The 18,066-nt window shown below is 35.0% G+C and carries 16 protein-coding genes; 10 read left to right on the forward strand and 6 right to left on the reverse strand.

Features of this window, described 5'->3' with window-relative positions; translation table 11 throughout:
* Positions 1-22: 22 nt before the first annotated feature.
* The 3 genes from B0A65_RS12505 to B0A65_RS12515 form a co-directional block, all read right to left on the reverse strand.
* The gene (locus B0A65_RS12505; protein WP_074661854.1) at positions 23-496 is read right to left on the reverse strand and encodes a hypothetical protein; all 474 of its coding nucleotides are present in this window, start codon (positions 494-496) and stop codon (positions 23-25) included.
* Between the two features lie 368 nt (positions 497-864).
* On the reverse strand, positions 865-1,563 hold the full coding sequence (locus B0A65_RS12510) for a LytR/AlgR family response regulator transcription factor (RefSeq protein WP_074661857.1): 699 nt from the start codon (positions 1,561-1,563) through the stop codon (positions 865-867).
* Complete coding sequence (locus tag B0A65_RS12515) at positions 1,563-2,600, reverse strand: sensor histidine kinase (protein ID WP_074661860.1); 1,038 nt, start codon at positions 2,598-2,600, stop codon at positions 1,563-1,565. The genes B0A65_RS12510 and B0A65_RS12515 overlap by 1 nt, the downstream gene beginning before the upstream one ends.
* Positions 2,601-2,763: 163 nt before the next feature.
* On the opposite strand from B0A65_RS12515, the gene B0A65_RS12520 reads away from it, so the two are divergent.
* From B0A65_RS12520 to B0A65_RS12530, 3 genes are all read left to right on the forward strand, one after another.
* Positions 2,764-4,149 carry a TolC family protein gene (locus B0A65_RS12520; RefSeq protein WP_074661863.1) on the forward strand — a complete coding sequence of 462 codons (1,386 nt, stop codon included), beginning with the start codon at positions 2,764-2,766 and terminating at the stop codon, positions 4,147-4,149.
* 12 nt (positions 4,150-4,161) lie between these two features.
* Positions 4,162-7,443 (forward strand): efflux RND transporter permease subunit, encoded by a 3,282-nt coding sequence (locus tag B0A65_RS12525; RefSeq protein WP_074661865.1) that lies wholly within the window; start codon positions 4,162-4,164, stop codon positions 7,441-7,443.
* 113 nt (positions 7,444-7,556) lie between these two features.
* Positions 7,557-8,645: an efflux RND transporter periplasmic adaptor subunit gene (locus B0A65_RS12530; RefSeq protein ID WP_074661868.1), complete on the forward strand. Its 1,089-nt coding sequence runs from the start codon at positions 7,557-7,559 to the stop codon at positions 8,643-8,645.
* Positions 8,646-9,139: 494 nt separating this feature from the next.
* Here the strand turns inward: B0A65_RS12530 and B0A65_RS12535 are convergent, their stop codons facing one another.
* The gene (locus tag B0A65_RS12535) at positions 9,140-10,054 is read right to left on the reverse strand and encodes a hypothetical protein (protein WP_074662370.1); all 915 of its coding nucleotides are present in this window, start codon (positions 10,052-10,054) and stop codon (positions 9,140-9,142) included.
* Positions 10,055-10,650: 596 nt separating this feature from the next.
* Here B0A65_RS12535 and B0A65_RS12540 point away from each other — a divergent pair.
* The 6 genes from B0A65_RS12540 (at position 10,651) to B0A65_RS12565 (ending at position 14,709) form a co-directional block, all read left to right on the forward strand.
* Positions 10,651-11,454, forward strand: a complete 804-nt coding sequence (locus tag B0A65_RS12540) for a hypothetical protein (RefSeq protein ID WP_074661870.1) — start codon at positions 10,651-10,653, stop codon at positions 11,452-11,454.
* A gap of 109 nt (positions 11,455-11,563) precedes the next feature.
* Positions 11,564-11,974 (forward strand): hypothetical protein, encoded by a 411-nt coding sequence (locus B0A65_RS12545; RefSeq protein ID WP_074661873.1) that lies wholly within the window; start codon positions 11,564-11,566, stop codon positions 11,972-11,974.
* A 327-nt stretch (positions 11,975-12,301) separates the two neighbouring features.
* Positions 12,302-12,724, forward strand: a complete 423-nt coding sequence (locus B0A65_RS12550; protein ID WP_074661875.1) for a hypothetical protein — start codon at positions 12,302-12,304, stop codon at positions 12,722-12,724.
* A gap of 237 nt (positions 12,725-12,961) precedes the next feature.
* Positions 12,962-13,132, forward strand: a complete 171-nt coding sequence (locus B0A65_RS23530; protein WP_242670276.1) for a hypothetical protein — start codon at positions 12,962-12,964, stop codon at positions 13,130-13,132.
* A gap of 209 nt (positions 13,133-13,341) precedes the next feature.
* On the forward strand, positions 13,342-13,947 hold the full coding sequence (locus B0A65_RS12560) for an XAC2610-related protein (RefSeq protein WP_074661878.1): 606 nt from the start codon (positions 13,342-13,344) through the stop codon (positions 13,945-13,947).
* Between the two features lie 87 nt (positions 13,948-14,034).
* The gene (locus B0A65_RS12565) at positions 14,035-14,709 is read left to right on the forward strand and encodes a hypothetical protein (protein ID WP_074661881.1); all 675 of its coding nucleotides are present in this window, start codon (positions 14,035-14,037) and stop codon (positions 14,707-14,709) included.
* 127 nt (positions 14,710-14,836) lie between these two features.
* On the opposite strand, the gene B0A65_RS12570 is transcribed toward B0A65_RS12565, so the two are convergent.
* Positions 14,837-15,385: a type 1 glutamine amidotransferase domain-containing protein gene (locus B0A65_RS12570; RefSeq protein WP_074661883.1), complete on the reverse strand. Its 549-nt coding sequence runs from the start codon at positions 15,383-15,385 to the stop codon at positions 14,837-14,839.
* Positions 15,386-15,763: 378 nt separating this feature from the next.
* Here B0A65_RS12570 and B0A65_RS12575 point away from each other — a divergent pair, with 378 nt between their 5' ends.
* Positions 15,764-16,576: a hypothetical protein gene (locus B0A65_RS12575; RefSeq protein WP_074661886.1), complete on the forward strand. Its 813-nt coding sequence runs from the start codon at positions 15,764-15,766 to the stop codon at positions 16,574-16,576.
* Between the two features lie 172 nt (positions 16,577-16,748).
* On the opposite strand, the gene B0A65_RS12580 is transcribed toward B0A65_RS12575, so the two are convergent.
* Positions 16,749-17,723 (reverse strand): 3-keto-disaccharide hydrolase, encoded by a 975-nt coding sequence (locus B0A65_RS12580; protein ID WP_083370485.1) that lies wholly within the window; start codon positions 17,721-17,723, stop codon positions 16,749-16,751.
* Positions 17,724-18,066: the final 343 nt, after the last annotated feature.

Here is an 18,066-nt window from a genome sequence, read left to right on the forward strand (position 1 = left end):
TGAATTAGTAAGTAAGCGTAATTTAGTTTTTCTCTATTGTGACATCAAAACCTCCATTTTTATCGAAAACAACATCATAAAATCTGGAATCTTTTTCTACCATCACTTCATAAGTCGTTTTGTTTTTATAATCTACTACCACCGCAATTTCCTTAATCGCTTTTGCTGCATAATTTTTCTTCAAATACGCCTGTGCTTTTGCAGGTAACTGACTTAATGGAATCTGTAATTCATAAGCTTTTAAAATACCTAGATTATCATAAACAGCAAGTGCTTCCTGATTTTTATCAGTTTTGAATTTTGCTTCGTAACGTACTTCATCATTATCGTCTCCAACATATTCCATTGACCAAACTGGTATTTTATTTGGATATTCTTTTTGAAAAGTAAATAAAACTTTTTCCGGCGGTGTTATTTTCTCTTTCATATTAGTTCCTTCCTGTGCCAGCAAAAAGCCACTGCATAAAAACAAAGCAGCTATCAATACGTTTTTCATGATTTCAACTTTTAAATTAATTATCTAAAAACTAACGTATTAAAATTACTACTTTTTAGTGAAGAAAAAATAGATTTTAAATATATTTTTAAGACAAGACTTTATTTTTAAAAAGAATAAAGACACTTTTAAATAAACATTAAAAAATGGTCATCACATAAATCAAAAAAGCCTGCAAAGAATTTAATCTTCTACAGGCTTTTTCTTAAATAACTGAATTAGTAAGCAAACTTTTTTTGAATTGTGAATTGTGAGTTGTGAGTTGTGAGATGTGAGATGTGAGATGTAAAACGTAGCAATTTTAAAATTTACAATAAACTTTTACTACTCACATTTCACATTTTACCTTTTACATCTCACATTTTTCACTACTTTTTAAGTCGATCCGACAATTCTCGTTTATAAGTAATCCCTATTGGGAGTTTTTCGTTTTTAATAATTACAAAATCTTTTTCGGTCACATCAATTTTATCCAAAGCGACGATATACGATTTGTGAATGCGCATAAAGCTTTTTTCAGGAAGGCATTTCTCTAATTCGCTTGTGGTGATTGAAGCTAAATAGGTTCTTTTAATCGTGTGCAGCTTCACGTAATTTCCAAAACTCTGTGCGAATAAAAGCTGGTCCAGTTCAATGTCCATAAAATAGCCATCCACTTTTACACTGATAGAATTTACAGCAACTTCCTCTTCTTTTGCCTTTGCATTTTCCGTCGAGAAAAAACGATCTACCGCTTTCAGAAATCTCGGAAAATAGATAGGCTTCAGCAAATAATCAATTACGCCATAATCGTAACTTTCAAGAGCAAATTCTGAATAAGCTGTCGTTAAAATAGTTTTAGGATGTGTTGGAATAATCTTCAACAATTCCATTCCTGAAATTTCCGGCATGTTGATATCTAAAAACATTAAATCAACGTGATTTTCGCGCAAATAATCCATTGCCTCAATGCCATTATAACCCTGAAAAACCAATTCTAATTGCGGATTCTGTTTGATGTAATTCGCCAGCACATAATGCGCTGCCGGCTCATCATCCACAATTATACATTTCTTTGGGTCTTTCATTACAAAAACTTTTTAAGTTGCAATTTCAAATCAACGATATAGGTGTTCTTATCTTCCTGAATGTTTAATTTATATTCTTTTCCATAAATTAAATTCAAACGTTCAATCGTATTTTTTAAGCCAATTTTTGTCGAAACAACATCCGTTTTTTTCGTAGGAATTGAATTGACAACATGCAAATGCAGCAATCCGTTTTCGACCGTAACTATGATTCTTACAAAACATTTTTCGATCGCGCAGGTTCCGTGTTTAAAGGCATTTTCTATAAAAGCGATCAACAACATTGGTGATACTTTATAGGCGTTTTCATTGTCGATTTTACAATCGTAAGTGATATCACAACGGTATCCTACTCTTTCTTTTTCGAGTTGTACGTAACTGTTTATAAATTGCAGTTCTTCTTCTAAAGATACGCATTGTTTGTTATTGCTTTCCAATTGGTAACGCATTAGTTGCGACACTTTCATAATCAAATCAGGCGTTCTTTCCGGAAATTCTAAACTGATTCCGTAAAGTGTATTGAACGTATTGAATAAAAAATGAGGATTCAATTGTCCTTTTAAGGAATTCAATTGCATTTGGTTGAACAACAACGTTTCATCGGTTTGTTTTCTGTGAATTCTGTAGAATTTAAAAACAATAATCGGACTCAAAATACAAACCAAAGTTCCTAAAACACTCGCCAGCTGATAGACATAACTTCTTTGATGCGAGTTTTGATACAAGCGACAATTGCTGAACATATCGAGCATAGTAATCTCATATAAAATGACCGAAAACACGAACACGCCAAAAAGCGTTAGAAAAATATAAGTTAAAGGACGTTGGGTTTTGAATAATATCGGAAGAAGAAAAAAGCGATTGAACTGGGCGTGCATGTATAAAATGCAATAGAAAAAAATCCCCATTAAAACTGATGTCATTGAACTAAATAACATCCAGTCGTTTTTCAGTGTATATATAGTAAAGGAAAACGCGACGACGGCAATTTCCTGCCACCACTTATTATCCAGAATGTTATCAAACTTTTTATTCATTTTAATATTCAAATAGTTTACAAAGTACGTACAAATATTTAATTATTATTTCCAAAAAATGACAAATTCAATTCGTCATTTTTAATCGCATTACATCATTTAAGAACGCCTATATCCGCGTAAGAGAAATAATTTTGGGAGATAATTTCACACTTTGAGTTTTATGTATTTCAAAAAAATTACTTTATTATTTTTCTTGATTTTTGCCTCAATTGGTTATTCACAAACCTTGTCTTTAAAAGAAGCAGTTAAAACAGGTCTTGAAAACTACGGTTCTATCCGGGCAAAAAGCAATTACACCAATGCCTCGCGCGAGACTCTTAAACAATCCAAACGCGATTACTTACCGAATCTGAATTTATCAGCGCAACAAGATTACGGAACGATCAACGGACAAAATGGTGCTCTTTACGGATTAAATGGTTTGGCCGCTGCTTCTTCAGGTCCTGCTTTACCGAATCAAAACTGGAACTCTGCTTTTGGAGCTCTTTACTTAGTCAACATGAACTGGGACTTTTTCACTTTCGGAAAAGCGAAGGAAAAAATCAATTTGGCTAAAGTTGATGTTCAGGCCAAAGAAAAAGATTTGCAACAGGAAATGTTCCAGCAGGAAATCAAAATTTCTGCTGCTTATTTGAATTTACTGGCAAGCCAAAGGTTATTAATTTCGCAACAAAAGAATTTAAGCCGCGCAGAAGTTTTCAAAAAGACAGCTGTTGCGCGTGTTAAAAACGGATTATTAGCAGGAGTTGATTCTACATTGGCCACAGCCGAAGTTTCAAAAGCTAAAATTTCTTTGAACCTGGCCCGAAACTTTGTAAAAGAACAAAACAATAAATTGGTCGATTTAATGGGCGTTGCGCCACAGGATTTCAAAACAGACACTTTGTTTGTCAATCAGATTCCGAAAGCGATTTTAACAGCCGAAAAAACTACTGATAGTCTTCATCCGTTGCTTCAATATTATAAAACAAGAATTGATTACAGCGATCAGCAAACCAAATTATACAAACGTTTTTATTACCCAACGATGAGTGCATTTGGGGTTGTACAAACCCGTGCTTCTGGATTTGACACGAATTATATTCAGGATCAGACGGCTTTCACCAGAAATTACTGGGATGGTGTTAATCCGGATCGTTCTAACTATTTAGTCGGAATTGGGATTAGCTGGAACTTAACTACTCCATTCAGAATGAGCAGACAGGTAAGCGCTCAAAAATTCGTATCTCAGGCTTTGAAAGAAGAATACAATCAGGCCGACAGAGAATTAAAATCGCAAATGAGTTTTGCAGAAGATAAAATAAAAATCACGCTCGAGAATTTTGCCGAAGCACCAATTCAGGTCAATGCAGCTCAAAAAGCGTATCTGCAAAAATCGACTTTATACAAAAACGGTTTAACCGATTTAACCGATTTGACACAAACCATGTTTACGTTAAACCGTGCCGAAATTGACCGTGATATCGTCAACAACAATGTGTGGCAATCGTATTTGCTAAAAGTAGCCGCATCAGGCAATTTCGACTTATTTATAAATGAATTTTAATTATAGATCCTAATGAATTTAATACGTTTTGCACTCCGCAAACCCATCTCCATATTAGTATTGGTGGCTGGTTTATTTTTCTTCGGAATTGGTGCCATCAAGGACATTAAGGTAGATATTTTACCGAAAATGAATTTGCCGGTAATTTATATCGCGCACCCTTTTGGAGGTTATACACCAGACCAAATGGAGGCTTATTTTGCCAAAACTTACGTCAACATTTTACCTTTTGCAAATGGGGTAAAATCGGTTGAAACCAAAAATATTCAGGGGTTAATGATTATGAAATTAACCTATTATGAAAACACGAACATGGCGCAGGCGGCTGCCGAGCTGAGTTCGCTTTCCAACAGAATCCAGGCGGCTTTTCCTCCGGGAACTCAGCCTCCGTTTATCATTCGTTTTGATGCTTCGTCTTTGCCAATTGGACAATTGGTTTTGAGCAGTAAAATCAGATCGAATAATGAATTACAGGATTTAGCCAACGTTTACGTTCGTGCTTCGTTTACTTCGATTCCGGGATTATTGTCTCCGGCACCTTTCGGCGGAAGCCCAAGAACTATAGAGGTTAACGTAGATCCGGATTTATTGCGTTCGCACAATATGACGCCGGACCAAATTGTAGAAGCCATTCGAATTAACAACCAGACAGCTCCATCCGGAAACGTGAGAATGGGTAATACTAATTATATTACACCAACCAATAATACCATTAAGGAAGTTAAAGATTTTGAAAATATTCCGTTGTTTAAAGGAAGTGTTCAAAACTTAAAATTAGGCGATGTTGCAACCGTAAAAGACGGTGCCGATATTACGCAGGGTTATGCTTTGGTAAACGGAAAACGTTCGGTTTATATCAGTATTGCAAAAGCCGGTGATGCTTCCACCTGGGATGTGGTTCAGAAACTGAAAGCTGAATTGCCTAAAATTCAGAGTACACTTCCTGAAGATGTAAAATTATCATACGAATTTGACCAGTCGGTTTATGTAATCAACTCGGTGAAAAGTTTAATTACAGAGGGAATTATCGGTGCGGTTTTAACCGGATTAATGGTTTTACTTTTCCTTGGCGACAGACGTGCGGCTTTGATCGTAATCTTAACCATCCCAATTTCGATTATTTCCGGAGTTTTATTCCTGAAATTATTTGGGCAAACCATCAACTTAATGTCTTTAAGCGGATTGGCTTTGGCAATCGGAATTTTAGTGGATGAAAGTACCGTAACGATCGAAAATATTCACCAGCATCTCGACATGGGAAAACCCAAGGCACTCGCCATTTGGGATGCCTGTCAGGAAATTGCCTTGCCTAAATTATTGATCTTACTTTGTATACTAGCGGTTTTTGCTCCGGCATTTACGATGGTTGGAATTCCGGGAGCGTTGTTCTTGCCATTGGCATTAGCAATTGGATTCTCAATGGTAATTTCATTTTTACTTTCGCAAACCTTTGTTCCCGTAATGGCGAACTGGTTAATGAAAGGACACGAGAAACACGAACATGGTCCGGAAATTACAGACGATGAAGCCGAATTTAACAAATGCGGATTAACACCCGAATCTGAGAAACAGTTAATCACGCAGAAAAAAGATTACGTTGAAAGAAACGACACAGATGGCAACGGAAAAATAGGTGCTTTCGAGCGTTTCAGAATCCGATTCATGAGAACTTTAGATCGCTTGTTTCCATACAAAAAAGCAGCTGCTCTGATCTATCTTGTTTGTGCTACATTGCTTGCGGTTACCTTTATTACATTCATCGGAAAAGATGTTTTCCCGAAAGTAAACTCAAGTCAGTTTCAGCTGAGAATGCGTGCTCCTGATGGAACCCGTTTAGAGCGTACCGAAGAAAAAGCGATTATCGTTTTGAAGGAATTGCAAAAAATGGTCGGTAAAGAACATATCGGAATTTCGTCTGTATATGTAGGGCAACACCCTTCGTTGTTCTCGATTAACCCGATTTATTTGTTCATGGCTGGTTCTCACGAAGCAGTATTCCAGGTGAGTTTGAAAGAATATCACACGGATATGGATAACTTTAAAGACGATTTCAGAGCGCGAATTAAAAAAGTGTTGCCAGATGTAAAACTATCGTTTGAGCCAATCGAATTGACAGACAAAGTTTTGAGCCAGGGTTCTCCTACTCCAATTGAAGTTCGTATTGCCGGAAAAGACAAAAAACGAAATGAATTATACGCCAACAAAATTGTAGAAAAACTACAAAAAATAGCGTATTTCAGAGACGTTCAAATTGGTCAGCCAATTCATTATCCAGCAATGAATATTGATATTGACAGAACACGTGCTGCCGAATTAGGAGTTGATATGAATGATATTTCGAGATCACTTGTGGCTTCGACCTCATCTTCAAGATATACCGAGAAAAATACATGGGTTGACGAAAGAGCCGGATTGTCATACAACGTTCAGGTTCAGGTTCCGTTAAACCAAATGAAAAGCAAAACCGATATTGGAGAAATTCCGGTATTGAAAAACTCGCTTCGTCCTGTTTTAAGTGACGTGGCTAAAATTACACCCGGTTTTGTTAGCGGTGAAAATGACAATTTAGGGGCTATGCCATACATTACCGTTACAGCAAACATCTATCAGACCGATTTGGGGACGGCCTCAAAAGACGTAGCTGCAACAATAAGCTCATTGGGAGAATTACCGCGCGGTTTATTCATTAGCCCAATTGGTTTAAGTAAAGTATTGGAGGAAACATTAAGTAGTTTGCAAGTAGGATTATTGGTTGCCATCTTTGTAATCTTCTTAATGTTAGCCGCTAATTTCCAATCGTTCAAAGTGTCACTGGTTATTTTAACAACCGTTCCTGCGGTGGTTTTAGGAGCCCTATTAATGCTGACGATTACAGGTTCAACCCTAAACTTACAATCGTATATGGGAATCATCATGTCGGTTGGGGTTTCGATCGCAAATGCCGTTTTATTGGTTACCAATGCCGAGCAATTGCGTAAGATAAACGGAAACGCCTTAGAGTCGGCTCGTGAAGCTGCGGCGCTGCGTCTTCGTCCGATTATCATGACTTCGGTGGCGATGATTGCCGGAATGTTGCCAATGGCAATTGGTCATGGCGAAGGTGGCGATCAGGTTTCTCCTTTAGGAAGAGCGGTTATTGGAGGATTAATGTTCTCAACCTTTGCAGTTTTATTAATTTTACCGTTAATTTTTGCCTGGGCGCAAGAAAAAACAACGACACAATCGGTTTCTTTAGATCCTGAAGACGAAGAAAGCATCCATTATATCTCATCATTAAATAAGCCGAAAGTTTGAAAGTCATAAAGCTGAAAGTCTCCCGCGGTGGAAATATTTTGAAACACTGCTAGCCTTTCCGTTTATTTACTGAACAAGACATTACATTATATTCTATCATATAAAATCAAAAAATGAAGACTAAAATATTACAATCAAGCGCGCTGTTTTTTGCAGCACTATTTTTCCTGAACAGCTGTAATTCTAAGAAAGAAGAAGCGCCTGTTGCAGAATTGGAACCTAAAACAGAAACGTTTCTGTTAGAAAAAGAAAAACTAACAACCGAATTGCGTTTGCCAGCCGAATTAACCGGTTTTCAACAAGTCGATTTGTATGCGAAAGTAAGCAGTTTCGTAAAAGTACTCAAAGTTGATATTGGTACTAAAGTAAAAAAAGGACAGCTTTTGATCGTTTTAGAAGCGCCTGAAATCAGTTCGCAACTGGCTGCAGCTGAATCAAGATTGAAATCGATGGAAGCGATTTACGCCACCAGCAAAAGTACGTACAACCGTTTGTACGAAACCAGCAAAGTAGAAGGAACAATTTCTAAAAATGATTTAGAAATGGCCAGCGGAAAGAAAAATTCTGATTACGCACAATATCAGGCTGCGGTTGCAGGACACAAAGAAGTTTCGATTATGAGAGGTTATTTGGAGATTCGCGCTCCGTTTGATGGTGTTGTTGCAGCAAGAAATGTCAATTTAGGAACATTTGTTGGTCCGGCAGGAAAAGGTTCAGATTTGCCTTTATTGACGATTCAGCAGCAGGATAAATTGCGTTTGGCGGTTTCTGTTCCGGAATTGTACACGGGATATTTACACACTGGTGACGAAATGAGTTTTAATGTAAAATCATTACCGGAAACGTTTAAAGCAACCATCACAAGAATGTCTGGCGCTTTAGATTTAAAATTGCGTTCTGAGCGCGTAGAAATGGATGTTCACAACACTAAAAAAGATTTATTACCAGGAATGGTAGCCGAAGTTTTGTTACCGCTTAACGCGAAAGACAGCACCTTCGTAATTCCGAAAACGGCCTTGGTAAATGCAGCTGAAGGTACTTTTGTAATTAAAGTATTGGATCATAAAGCCACAAGAGTCAATGTAAAAAGAGGAAGAGAAATTGACGATAAAATCGAAATATTTGGCGACTTAAATCGCAAAGACAAACTGGTAAAAATTGCCAGCGAAGAAACTAAGGAAGGCGATATCATAAACGAATAACCTACGTTTTGCTTTCCGTTTAGTGATTACCAAAAACTGTACGCAATTCATTGCGGCATTTTAAAATTAGATTTGGTTTTAAAATGTAAATTAAAATTTGCCTAAGAGGGCGGTGCTATCGGTACCGCCCTTTTTTTGTTTTCGTAAGTTGGGGAGGTTTTGGAAGTTTCACAGAGATTCGCTAAGATAGCACGGAGGTTCGCTAAGGTTTTTGTTATCATTTTTTGTCATCCTGATCCCGAGGCTTCGGGAGAAGGACCACACTAGAAGCTCTACAAAGATTGGCTAAGTTCTTTAATCAAAGCCGCAGAAATATTCGCGCAAAGACGCAAAGTCGCAAAGTTTTTCACTTCAAACTGTGAATTAAGTGTCCAAAGTTTTCTCATTTTTTGTCATTCCGAGGGACGAGGAATCCCCGCAAGTAGCTCAACAAAGATTGGACTTTGGACTTTGGACTTTTGACTTTAGACTTTGACTTTAGACTTTGAATTCAATCACAACCCCAAACCAGGCAATACAAAAGACTTAGCATTAGAATGCAACCTAATCCACAACCCCGGATTTTTATTCAATTGCTCTAAAGCTTCCACTTTATTCGAACTTAGTTTTGTATTAAGCACATTTGCATACGTTTGAATTTTAGCAGGAGCAGAATCGGCATCTACTACAGACTGAACGATTTTTTTGGCTTGTAATATCGCAGCCGGCCCTAAAGTGAGAATATATTCAGCAGATCGACATTCCTTTTCATCGTTTTCATTGATAAGGCTTCCTCCCGCTTTAAACTTGCTAATGTGGTGCTCCAAAATACTACTCGATATTGGAATTATCCCAGCAATATGATGCGATTGCGCTCCAGAGAAAGGTTTAATATACGCCAAATGTGAAGCCTGATTTTCTTCCGGACCGTGACCAATAAAAAAGATATCTAAACCACCCAATTCTTCCAATTTAGTCAAATACTCCACAAGTGCCGACTCTAAATCTTTTGTATCGGTTCGCATTGGTGTAAAGCTTTTTATCTTTTTGAAAAAGGCCTCACCTAAAATACGCTCAAAATCCCTAACAAAACTTAAACCATTATTCATGCTCAAAGGAGCAAGTGCATCCTGAGTAAATACATTCAACCTCGCCAGTAGCTCATCCTGTTCCGTTGACTTTGCTAACGCTCCCAACAAACGGTGTAACTCCTGAGCACCTCTCCCACCCAGAAGCGCAATATTAATATCACCTTCTTTTGACTTCCCAGTACTATAAAGTTCATTTAACATCGCCTGACCCACTTCAGCTTCACTGTTAAGAATAGTGGGCGTTACGCCATAATCAGTAAAATCAAATTCTTGTTTGCTATTTTGAGACAACCATACCGTATTGTTGTCTTCATATCTTGTAAATTGTGAGTTGCTCATTTTATTATAATTGCTTATTGGTTTTGATTCGTTATCATGATGTAGCCACAAATATAAAACATAACTATAATATCTTTTGTTCCTCCGGAGCATCTCCCAAAAAACTCCTTAAGCATGATCTACTCGCACAGTTTGTCATTCTGAGGAACGAAGAATCCCCGCAAGTAGCTCGACAAAGATTGGAATTTCGAATTTAATTATTAGAATTTTAATAAGAAGCTATTTCCCGCTGTTCCTTCCAATCTTTTGTGGTGAACCCCACCACAAAAGGATTTTCCTCCCGACACTTCGGGGCCAACGGGGCTAGGGATCTTGTTTTCAGAAATAAGAATCAGGTATAATTACGTGATTGTTTAGCTTGGTAAATTTATATTTTTGATGGAAGATTTATATTAAGCAGGCATTATAATTATTGATTTAGATTACGTTCACGAGCGGGACGCTCGCGCCAGCAGGAGCTTATTTTGTTTTGGTCAAATTTAGGTGTTTTTGGGTTTTGGTATCGAGAGATACATAACACCCGCCAAGCAACCAAAAAACGTTTTGGCTTTTTATAATTTAGAAAATAACCTACATTAGCTTAATAAATTATTAAAATGAAAGATAAACTTTTAAATATTATTAAGGCTTCTAAACTTAATTTAACAGATTTGTTAATAGTGATAGAAGGTGGTGAAGGAATGAAAGCTTCGTCATTTGATATTAATCCCAAAGATTTCTTAAGATTCGCTAGACAAGACCTTTCAGATAGTAAAGATAGAGGTTATATTAACAGTTTGACAAATTCTAAAAGGGCTATAGATTGTCAAGTTGACGACTTGTTGGAAATTGTAGGTATCAAAATAAAAGATGAGAATAAAGATTTAGAAAATTTTGCCAAGTTATTTGATTTCGATGCAAATGATATTGCATTTAAACTTAAGTTGATACATAGTTTAAATCTTGCTCCCAGTTTACTAGTTTCCAAAGCAAGGACTATTAGAAATAAGCTAGAACATTACTATCAAATGCCAAAAGAGACTGAAGTTAAAGAAGCATTAGATGTAGCAGATTTATTTATACGTTCAATAGAAGGAAAAATCAGACTTCCTAATACTATGTTTTACATTACTGACTTTAATCAGTGTAAAGAAGAAAATAACTGGAAAGTATTTAAACATATACATTTCACCTACAACACTGAAAAGAATTTTTTTCATATTAGTTTAAGAGAACTTGACACAAGTAAAGATAGCATTGAGGAAATTACAATTTTTGCAAACGATAAGGAATACTGTGCATTGCTGAATATAATGTTTTCGAATGACGATGAAGCAACAGTAGATTACGCAGTAAAAAAATTATTGAAATTCATAGGTCATCCAATTCCGACTGAGAATGTAAATGTAGAACTTGGATAATTTTTTTTTTTGCACATAAGTTACACCCCCCCGCTAGCGCGAGCGTCCCGCTCGTGAACGCAAAGAATTTAAATTATATATTTGTTTTAAATACTGCAAACAAAACCAAATGATAAGAATCGAATTCGAAGAACCCAATAAAGAAATCTGTACTTGTTGCAGCAATGAAATTGTAAAACTCACTAGATTTGTTTATAAAGACGAAGACGCATTTGCTATTTACTATTTAAAATTTACAAAAGGGCATGACGACAAACATGCACTAGGAATAATTAGTATTGGCGATTGGGACACTGATGAACCAAAAAATAGATTTGCATTTCCATTTAGAATTTGGACTAATGAAGATAATTATCAGGTTGGTTTAATGGATAAGGAAGATTCACCCTGGAAACAAGATTTACTTGGAAATATTTTAGATAGAAAAGAGGCATTAGAACATTCTTGGATTCAGGAAGTATTTCATATTACAGATCATATTGTAGAGGAGGATGAAGTATTAAAAGAATATTTTAATTGATATTTTTTTTAGTACTGCACCTGAAATCTTCGAAAAACCCACAATCAAAATCGCCAATCTTTGTCGAGCTACTTGCGAGGATTTCTCGTTCCTCGAAATGACAAACTAACGGAAAATATTCTTATGAAAATGACTGGCCTAGCCCCGATAGAAGTGGAAATCCTTTTGTGCCGGGGTTCGGCACAAAAGATTGTAGCGTATAGCGGGATCAGCTCCTAATTAAAATTGAAATTACAAAAAATCTAATCAAAGTTTACTGAAAAAGTGTTTTCTTTGATTGTATCAGAGAGTGAAACACTAGCTGGCTTTAAATAAAAATCCTGCAAAATGAAATGCATAAAAATTTTAATACTATTCTGTTTTTTAGCTTCTTCTAAAACTTGTTTTGCAGAAACCAAAACGGATACCATTACGAACTGGCAGATTTATAAAGGTTCTGAATTATTGTTTCGTAGTAATCAATTCGATTGTTACAAACCTACCGGCGTTATAAAGAAAGTCGATGATTTTAAAGATTTCAGAGTTATCTTTTTTCGCGATACTCAATCCTTTGGAAAACAAAAAATACAATTCTTTAATGGAAAAAATTTAGTATCAGAATATAACTTTGAAAATAACGAAGAATTAAAAATACCAAAAAGTGACATTCAAAAATTGTTTTCAAAAACCGAAACAAATTTAACAATTAAATATTTTGACGAGAAGGAGCCAAAAGGAATTTTATTGGGCTTTTTATTGTTAGAAAATTAGAAAAGTTTACTAGTGCAAACAGAGATACAACAATCTAATTTAAAACATGAAGAAAATAAATCAAATCATTCTAATTGCAATTATTATAATTGTTTGCGTTTTTGGGCTACGCGGAAAAATATCTGGTGAAAGTTCGATTCTAAAAAATGGAAAAATGCTGATTTAGATTTAGAAGACAATTGGTCATTACGCTGGGATATGATGAATAGTTTGCGAAACAATAATAACTTAATTGGAATGTCTAAAAGTCAAATCATAACTTTGTTAGGAAAACCAGACGAAAATCTAACAAAAGAAAATACTTTTAGATATTATCTAGGTTACACTCATACAGGAATAAATACAGGCTCACTAATTTTGAAGTTCGATAATGGAATTGTCTCTGAAGTAAGCGTGTGGCAAGGGTAAAAAATTCCAACCTTCTTATGAAACCAAGTCCTCTAATCCTTATGGCAGCGGCATCCTGTATGGTAGGGGGTAACCACAAAAGATACAGTGGACAATAAGTAAAAAATAATTTGCGAAACAACCTTTTTTATAGACACTTAAATATTTGATTTATTTAAAAAATATTTATTTCGACATTTGCAATTAATTGTAACAAAACCTAAATTGAAATGAAAAATATTATTTTGTTGGTTTGTTTAATTTGCTCAAAAATAATCTTGGGGCAATCCTGTTTATACAAAAATTTATCTAAAGAATTTAATTTTGAAATAAGAGTTAGAAAAATAACAATTCCTAAAGAAGAAATTGATAGTAATGCTGTGAAAATTATAGTCTATAACAAAATATCAAATAAGAAACAGGAATTTAATTTTGGGTCAAATTTCCTTTTTGAAAAAACATTTATTGATTGCAAAACAGTAAGATCTTATTCAACTGGAATTAATGAAAACGCAGAAATTATTGATAATGAATTTGGAGATTTAATAATTGCAGATTTTAATTTTGATGGCAAAGAAGATTTTGCAGTTAAAAACGATTCTGGAGGGAATGGAGGTCCAACGTATAATTTTTACATTCAGGGCAAAAATAAAGACTTCACATTAGATAATTTTTTATCTACAGAAATGAAGTTTTTTCCATCAAAATTTATTACAAAAAGCAAACAATTAGTTACGTACGTTCATGCAAATGCCTATCAATTATCTGAAAATATATTTGAATATAATGAAAAATTTAAAAAATGGAAATATAAAAAGTTCAGATTAATACCCTAGCGCTAGCGTCCCGCTCATGCACGCAAAGTATTGGCACCAATCTAAATAAAAAGTCCACTTATAATTTTTTTATGATATTTTTATCCCATGAAAAAAATCACAATTCTAGTTTTCCTTATATTTATTTCGTGCAACAATCCAAGAAAAGACAAAAAAGTGAATGTCGAAAAGAAAATTTCAAAAGAAAAAGTCATTGAAAATATAGCTGTTTTGAGGAAGTGTGGTTTCTATGAGGAATTTCAAAACCTGACAGATACTGAAGTGTATAATAAACTTCATTCAAACAGAATAAAAGAATATTCAGAAATGTTTAAAAAGCCATACGATCCCGGCATGAACATAGATGAATTTGACTTGGGATGTCTTGATAAACACAAAATGCTTTACATGGATTTGGAGTCTGATGTTTGCGCACAGAATAAAGTTTATAGAGACGTAATTAATATGTTTTCTGTAATATCAAAAGGCACATTCAATCCTGAAAATATTGAAGAAAAATGGCAAAGCGAATCTGGCCCCATTACAATTCAATTTAAATCTAATAATGAAATTATAAAATTTGAACCTGAATATTCTGATGATTGGTTAGACGGTAAAATATTTGATATCTGTATAAATCAAATTAAAATAAAAAATATTCGAATCGTAGAATGCCTTGGAGAAAGTAAATATGGATATGGTCAATGTGTTTCTTTTATGAGATTAACAGAATCTGAGCAAAAAATATTAGAAAAAGAATATCATTATAAATTCAGAAATTAAATTCCGCACGCAAACAAAAAAAGAATAATTCTGTATGGCAATGTAATTATCAGCAATTAAACTGAAAATTAAAAAAAATGCAAGACCAAAATTGATCTTGCATTTTTTGTAACATAAAAACTTCTTCTTAAACTGTCTGACGCTCGTGTTTTCCTTCTTTAATTTCTTCTACCATTTTTTTATTAAAAGCGGGCAAATCATTCGGGTTTCGGCTGGTTACTAGTCCATTGTCTACGACTACTTCTGAGTCTTCCCATTGTGCTCCGGCATTTATTAAATCGTTTTTAACAGAGAAGAACGAAGTCACTTTTCTACCTTCTAAAACAGCAGCATCAACCAGAATTTGAGGGCCATGACAAATAGCCGCTACTGGTTTTTTACTTTCAAAAAAGGAACGTACAAAATTTACTGCAGCCTCTTCTCTTCTCAATGAATCAGGGTTTAAAACTCCACCCGGAAGAACCAACGCATCGTAATCTGCTTCATTTGCCTGATCTAATACTACGTCAACATTATATTCCTTACTCCAATTACCGTCTTTCCAGGCTTTGATAGTTCCTGATTTCAAACTGATGATATCTGCGTTCCAACCTTGCTCTTCGAGATAGGCTTTAGGCGATGCTAATTCTGATTCTTCAAAACCGTTTGTTGCTAATATGGCTATATTCTTTTTCATAATTTTAAATATTTAAAACGTTATTAATTTGATTTACCTAAAATTAGTCATTTCAGACAGCCAGCGAAAACAGAGTCTGTTAAACCTTTCTTTAATAAAAGTTAATTAATTGAATTACAGATTTTTATTAAAAATAAAATTGAAATTATATAAAATTGATGTAATTTTAGTTTCCTATTTTATAGAATGAAAGTTAAGAAATGAATGTTGTTATGAAAAGCTTCCAATGCTTTGTGACTGTTGCCTCTAAATAATCATATTGAATGTGTATTAAATAAAATAGGCAGAGAATATCATTAAATGTAATTCTTAAAAAGTCTTTAGCCATTTTACGCAACCTTTTGTAAAAAAATTCATCTATGTAATTAAACAGCTGTTATGAGAAAAATTACATTACTTATCCTGATAGGATTTATGATTAATGCCTGCAGTTCTGATGACAATAAGAACAATAGCTCAGAATATCGTGAGTATATTACCAAGAAATCTAATATCACAGCTATTAATTTTATGCCAGAGGAAATATTTCCTGGTACAGACGTCTCAAAACCGTCTGTTTTAAAATTAAAACTAATTACAGAAGAGGAATTTCCCTGCATCAATTATAGTATAAGCACTACTCAGTTTACAAAAGGAAACGAACTAGTCGTACGATTCGACAAAATAACAGAACCCGGTGGCTGTTTTACTGCAATTGGGCCAGCAATTTCCTATATCGACTTACCAGAAAACACAGACAAGATTACATTTATAAACGGAGACAAAATTGATCAGTATTCCATAAACATCAATGCTCAAAAAATATCGATTACACCCATTGAAAAGCACTTCACAACTTCATTATACAACAAAACTTTTAGAATTCCGACGAATTCATTTGCCTACCTTTGCGGAACAAATAAAAATAATACGCAAATTTATACTGATTTTTATGCGTTGATAAAGCAAAACCCGGATTTTTCAGAATTTACGTTCGAGGGCGAAGGAAGAATTCCATATCCCATAACAACGACCGGGAATTGGGTCAATCATCCTACTCGATTTTTTAAATATAAGGATGCTCAGGAATTTAACAAACTCGCAACTCTTTTAAACAATTATTCTACTAAAAATATTGAAAAAAATTCTGGTGTCAGTCTTTCCATTTACAGCTGGAACAATATCAAATTCCGCAGTTGGATGGAAAATTAAAGATACAGACCGCAGATGTAAAATATCAGCGTGAAATTGATTACTAGCTTTGCATATCCGGCAATTGCAGGTTTTCTTATTATTTAATTCGCCAGCTTTAAAGAAAAAAACGCTGCGAATCTCTGTGCCTTCTATGTGAAACTCTGTGAAATTATAAACTTTAAACAAAAAATTATTTAGCTGGTGTAATGATAATATTACGATATTCTACCGGACCATGATCACCCTGAAGAAATATGGGTCCGGGTTCGGCTTCGTTACTGTCTATCGCTCCGCCAGTGATTCCGGGAATATACTGATTGCTTATTACAGTTTTACCATTAGCCACAAGCGTTACCATTTTACCAATCAGGGTAATATCATAACTATTCCACTCGCCGGCTTCTTTGGCAACCATTTCATTTGGAACCAGAAGTCCATAAATGGCACCCATTTGATCCAACGCGGGTTCCAATCCTTTACCATCGGTTACCTGCACTTCGTAACGACCACGAAGATACACGCCGCTATTACTGCCTTTTGGAATTCGAAATTCTATATGAAGTTTAAAATCATTAAATTTTTCGTTGGTAAAAAGGTTTACACCCGATTTTGGACTTCGTAAAATACCCTTTTCTACAACCCATTGACTGGTTCCTTCTGCATGCCAATCTTTGACTGAATTGTCCTTGATAAGATGAATGGGTTTGCCCCAAACTGGCACAGCAGTTCGCCGAAGTGTTGGCGCACGAACACCTGTCCAATTTTGCGTTTTACCATCCACAGTCTGTAGGGTTCCGGATATTTTTTCACCTTCAATTTTACCTTCTACGCGAAGATCATTGCTTCCCTGCTCCCATTGATGCGGTATTGCAAAACTAAACTTTCCATCTTTCAAATGGATTTCAGATATTGGGCGGGCACTGCCTACTACACACATAAATTGTCCTACAAGCGTTGTTCGACCCGAGCGCCTGATTTCTAACCATGCTGGTGCCGGTTTTCCGCCGACATCAATTGTTATATCCCAGCTGCCTTTTAGAGTATCTTTTTCAACTGCATAAAGATTATTGCTGATTATTGCTAGAAAAAAAGTTAATAATAAACTCATTATGATATTCTTGCGAGAGAAATTCGTAACTGATTTGGTTGTGGTTTTCTGGTTCATAAAGTTTTTTTTGGAAATTAAAGTTAGTCAATTTACGATAAATATTGATTCGCGAGAACAAGCGATTGAGCTGATTCTATTTATTAAGTTTAATAAACCTTCCCAAATTTACAGGAGACTAAGATTTAACCAATAGGTAATTATAAGCTTTACGACTTTGCGAGATCAACTCATAAGCCTTAAGACAAAAAACTCAGCGAATCTCTGTGTCACCTTCGCGTAACTCTGTGAAATAACCTCATTTAGCAACCTTTAAAATCGCTTTTAAAAAAAAAACTTTAAAAAAATTTGCGAAACCGAATAGTTGCATGTATATTTGCAACTGATTGGCTTCATAATTAAA

The sequence above is a fragment of the Flavobacterium frigidimaris genome, assembly GCF_002217275.1.
In the GTDB taxonomy this organism is placed as follows: domain Bacteria; phylum Bacteroidota; class Bacteroidia; order Flavobacteriales; family Flavobacteriaceae; genus Flavobacterium; species Flavobacterium aquidurense.

Bases quoted from the DNA above. Each gene is read 5' to 3' on its own strand.
- B0A65_RS12505 (WP_074661854.1), bottom strand. From the start codon at position 496: ATGAAAAACGTATTGATAGCTGCTTTGTTTTTATGCAGTGGCTTTTTG.
- B0A65_RS12510 (WP_074661857.1), bottom strand. From the start codon at position 1,563: ATGAAAGACCCAAAGAAATGTATAATTGTGGATGATGAGCCGGCAGCG.
- B0A65_RS12515 (WP_074661860.1), bottom strand. From the start codon at position 2,600: ATGAATAAAAAGTTTGATAACATTCTGGATAATAAGTGGTGGCAGGAA.
- B0A65_RS12520 (WP_074661863.1), top strand. From the start codon at position 2,764: ATGTATTTCAAAAAAATTACTTTATTATTTTTCTTGATTTTTGCCTCA.
- B0A65_RS12525 (WP_074661865.1), top strand. From the start codon at position 4,162: ATGAATTTAATACGTTTTGCACTCCGCAAACCCATCTCCATATTAGTA.
- B0A65_RS12530 (WP_074661868.1), top strand. From the start codon at position 7,557: ATGAAGACTAAAATATTACAATCAAGCGCGCTGTTTTTTGCAGCACTA.
- B0A65_RS12535 (WP_074662370.1), bottom strand. From the start codon at position 10,054: ATGAGCAACTCACAATTTACAAGATATGAAGACAACAATACGGTATGG.
- B0A65_RS12540 (WP_074661870.1), top strand. From the start codon at position 10,651: ATGAAAGATAAACTTTTAAATATTATTAAGGCTTCTAAACTTAATTTA.
- B0A65_RS12545 (WP_074661873.1), top strand. From the start codon at position 11,564: ATGATAAGAATCGAATTCGAAGAACCCAATAAAGAAATCTGTACTTGT.
- B0A65_RS12550 (WP_074661875.1), top strand. From the start codon at position 12,302: ATGAAATGCATAAAAATTTTAATACTATTCTGTTTTTTAGCTTCTTCT.
- B0A65_RS23530 (WP_242670276.1), top strand. From the start codon at position 12,962: ATGTCTAAAAGTCAAATCATAACTTTGTTAGGAAAACCAGACGAAAAT.
- B0A65_RS12560 (WP_074661878.1), top strand. From the start codon at position 13,342: ATGAAAAATATTATTTTGTTGGTTTGTTTAATTTGCTCAAAAATAATC.
- B0A65_RS12565 (WP_074661881.1), top strand. From the start codon at position 14,035: ATGAAAAAAATCACAATTCTAGTTTTCCTTATATTTATTTCGTGCAAC.
- B0A65_RS12570 (WP_074661883.1), bottom strand. From the start codon at position 15,385: ATGAAAAAGAATATAGCCATATTAGCAACAAACGGTTTTGAAGAATCA.
- B0A65_RS12575 (WP_074661886.1), top strand. From the start codon at position 15,764: ATGAGAAAAATTACATTACTTATCCTGATAGGATTTATGATTAATGCC.
- B0A65_RS12580 (WP_083370485.1), bottom strand. From the start codon at position 17,723: ATGAACCAGAAAACCACAACCAAATCAGTTACGAATTTCTCTCGCAAG.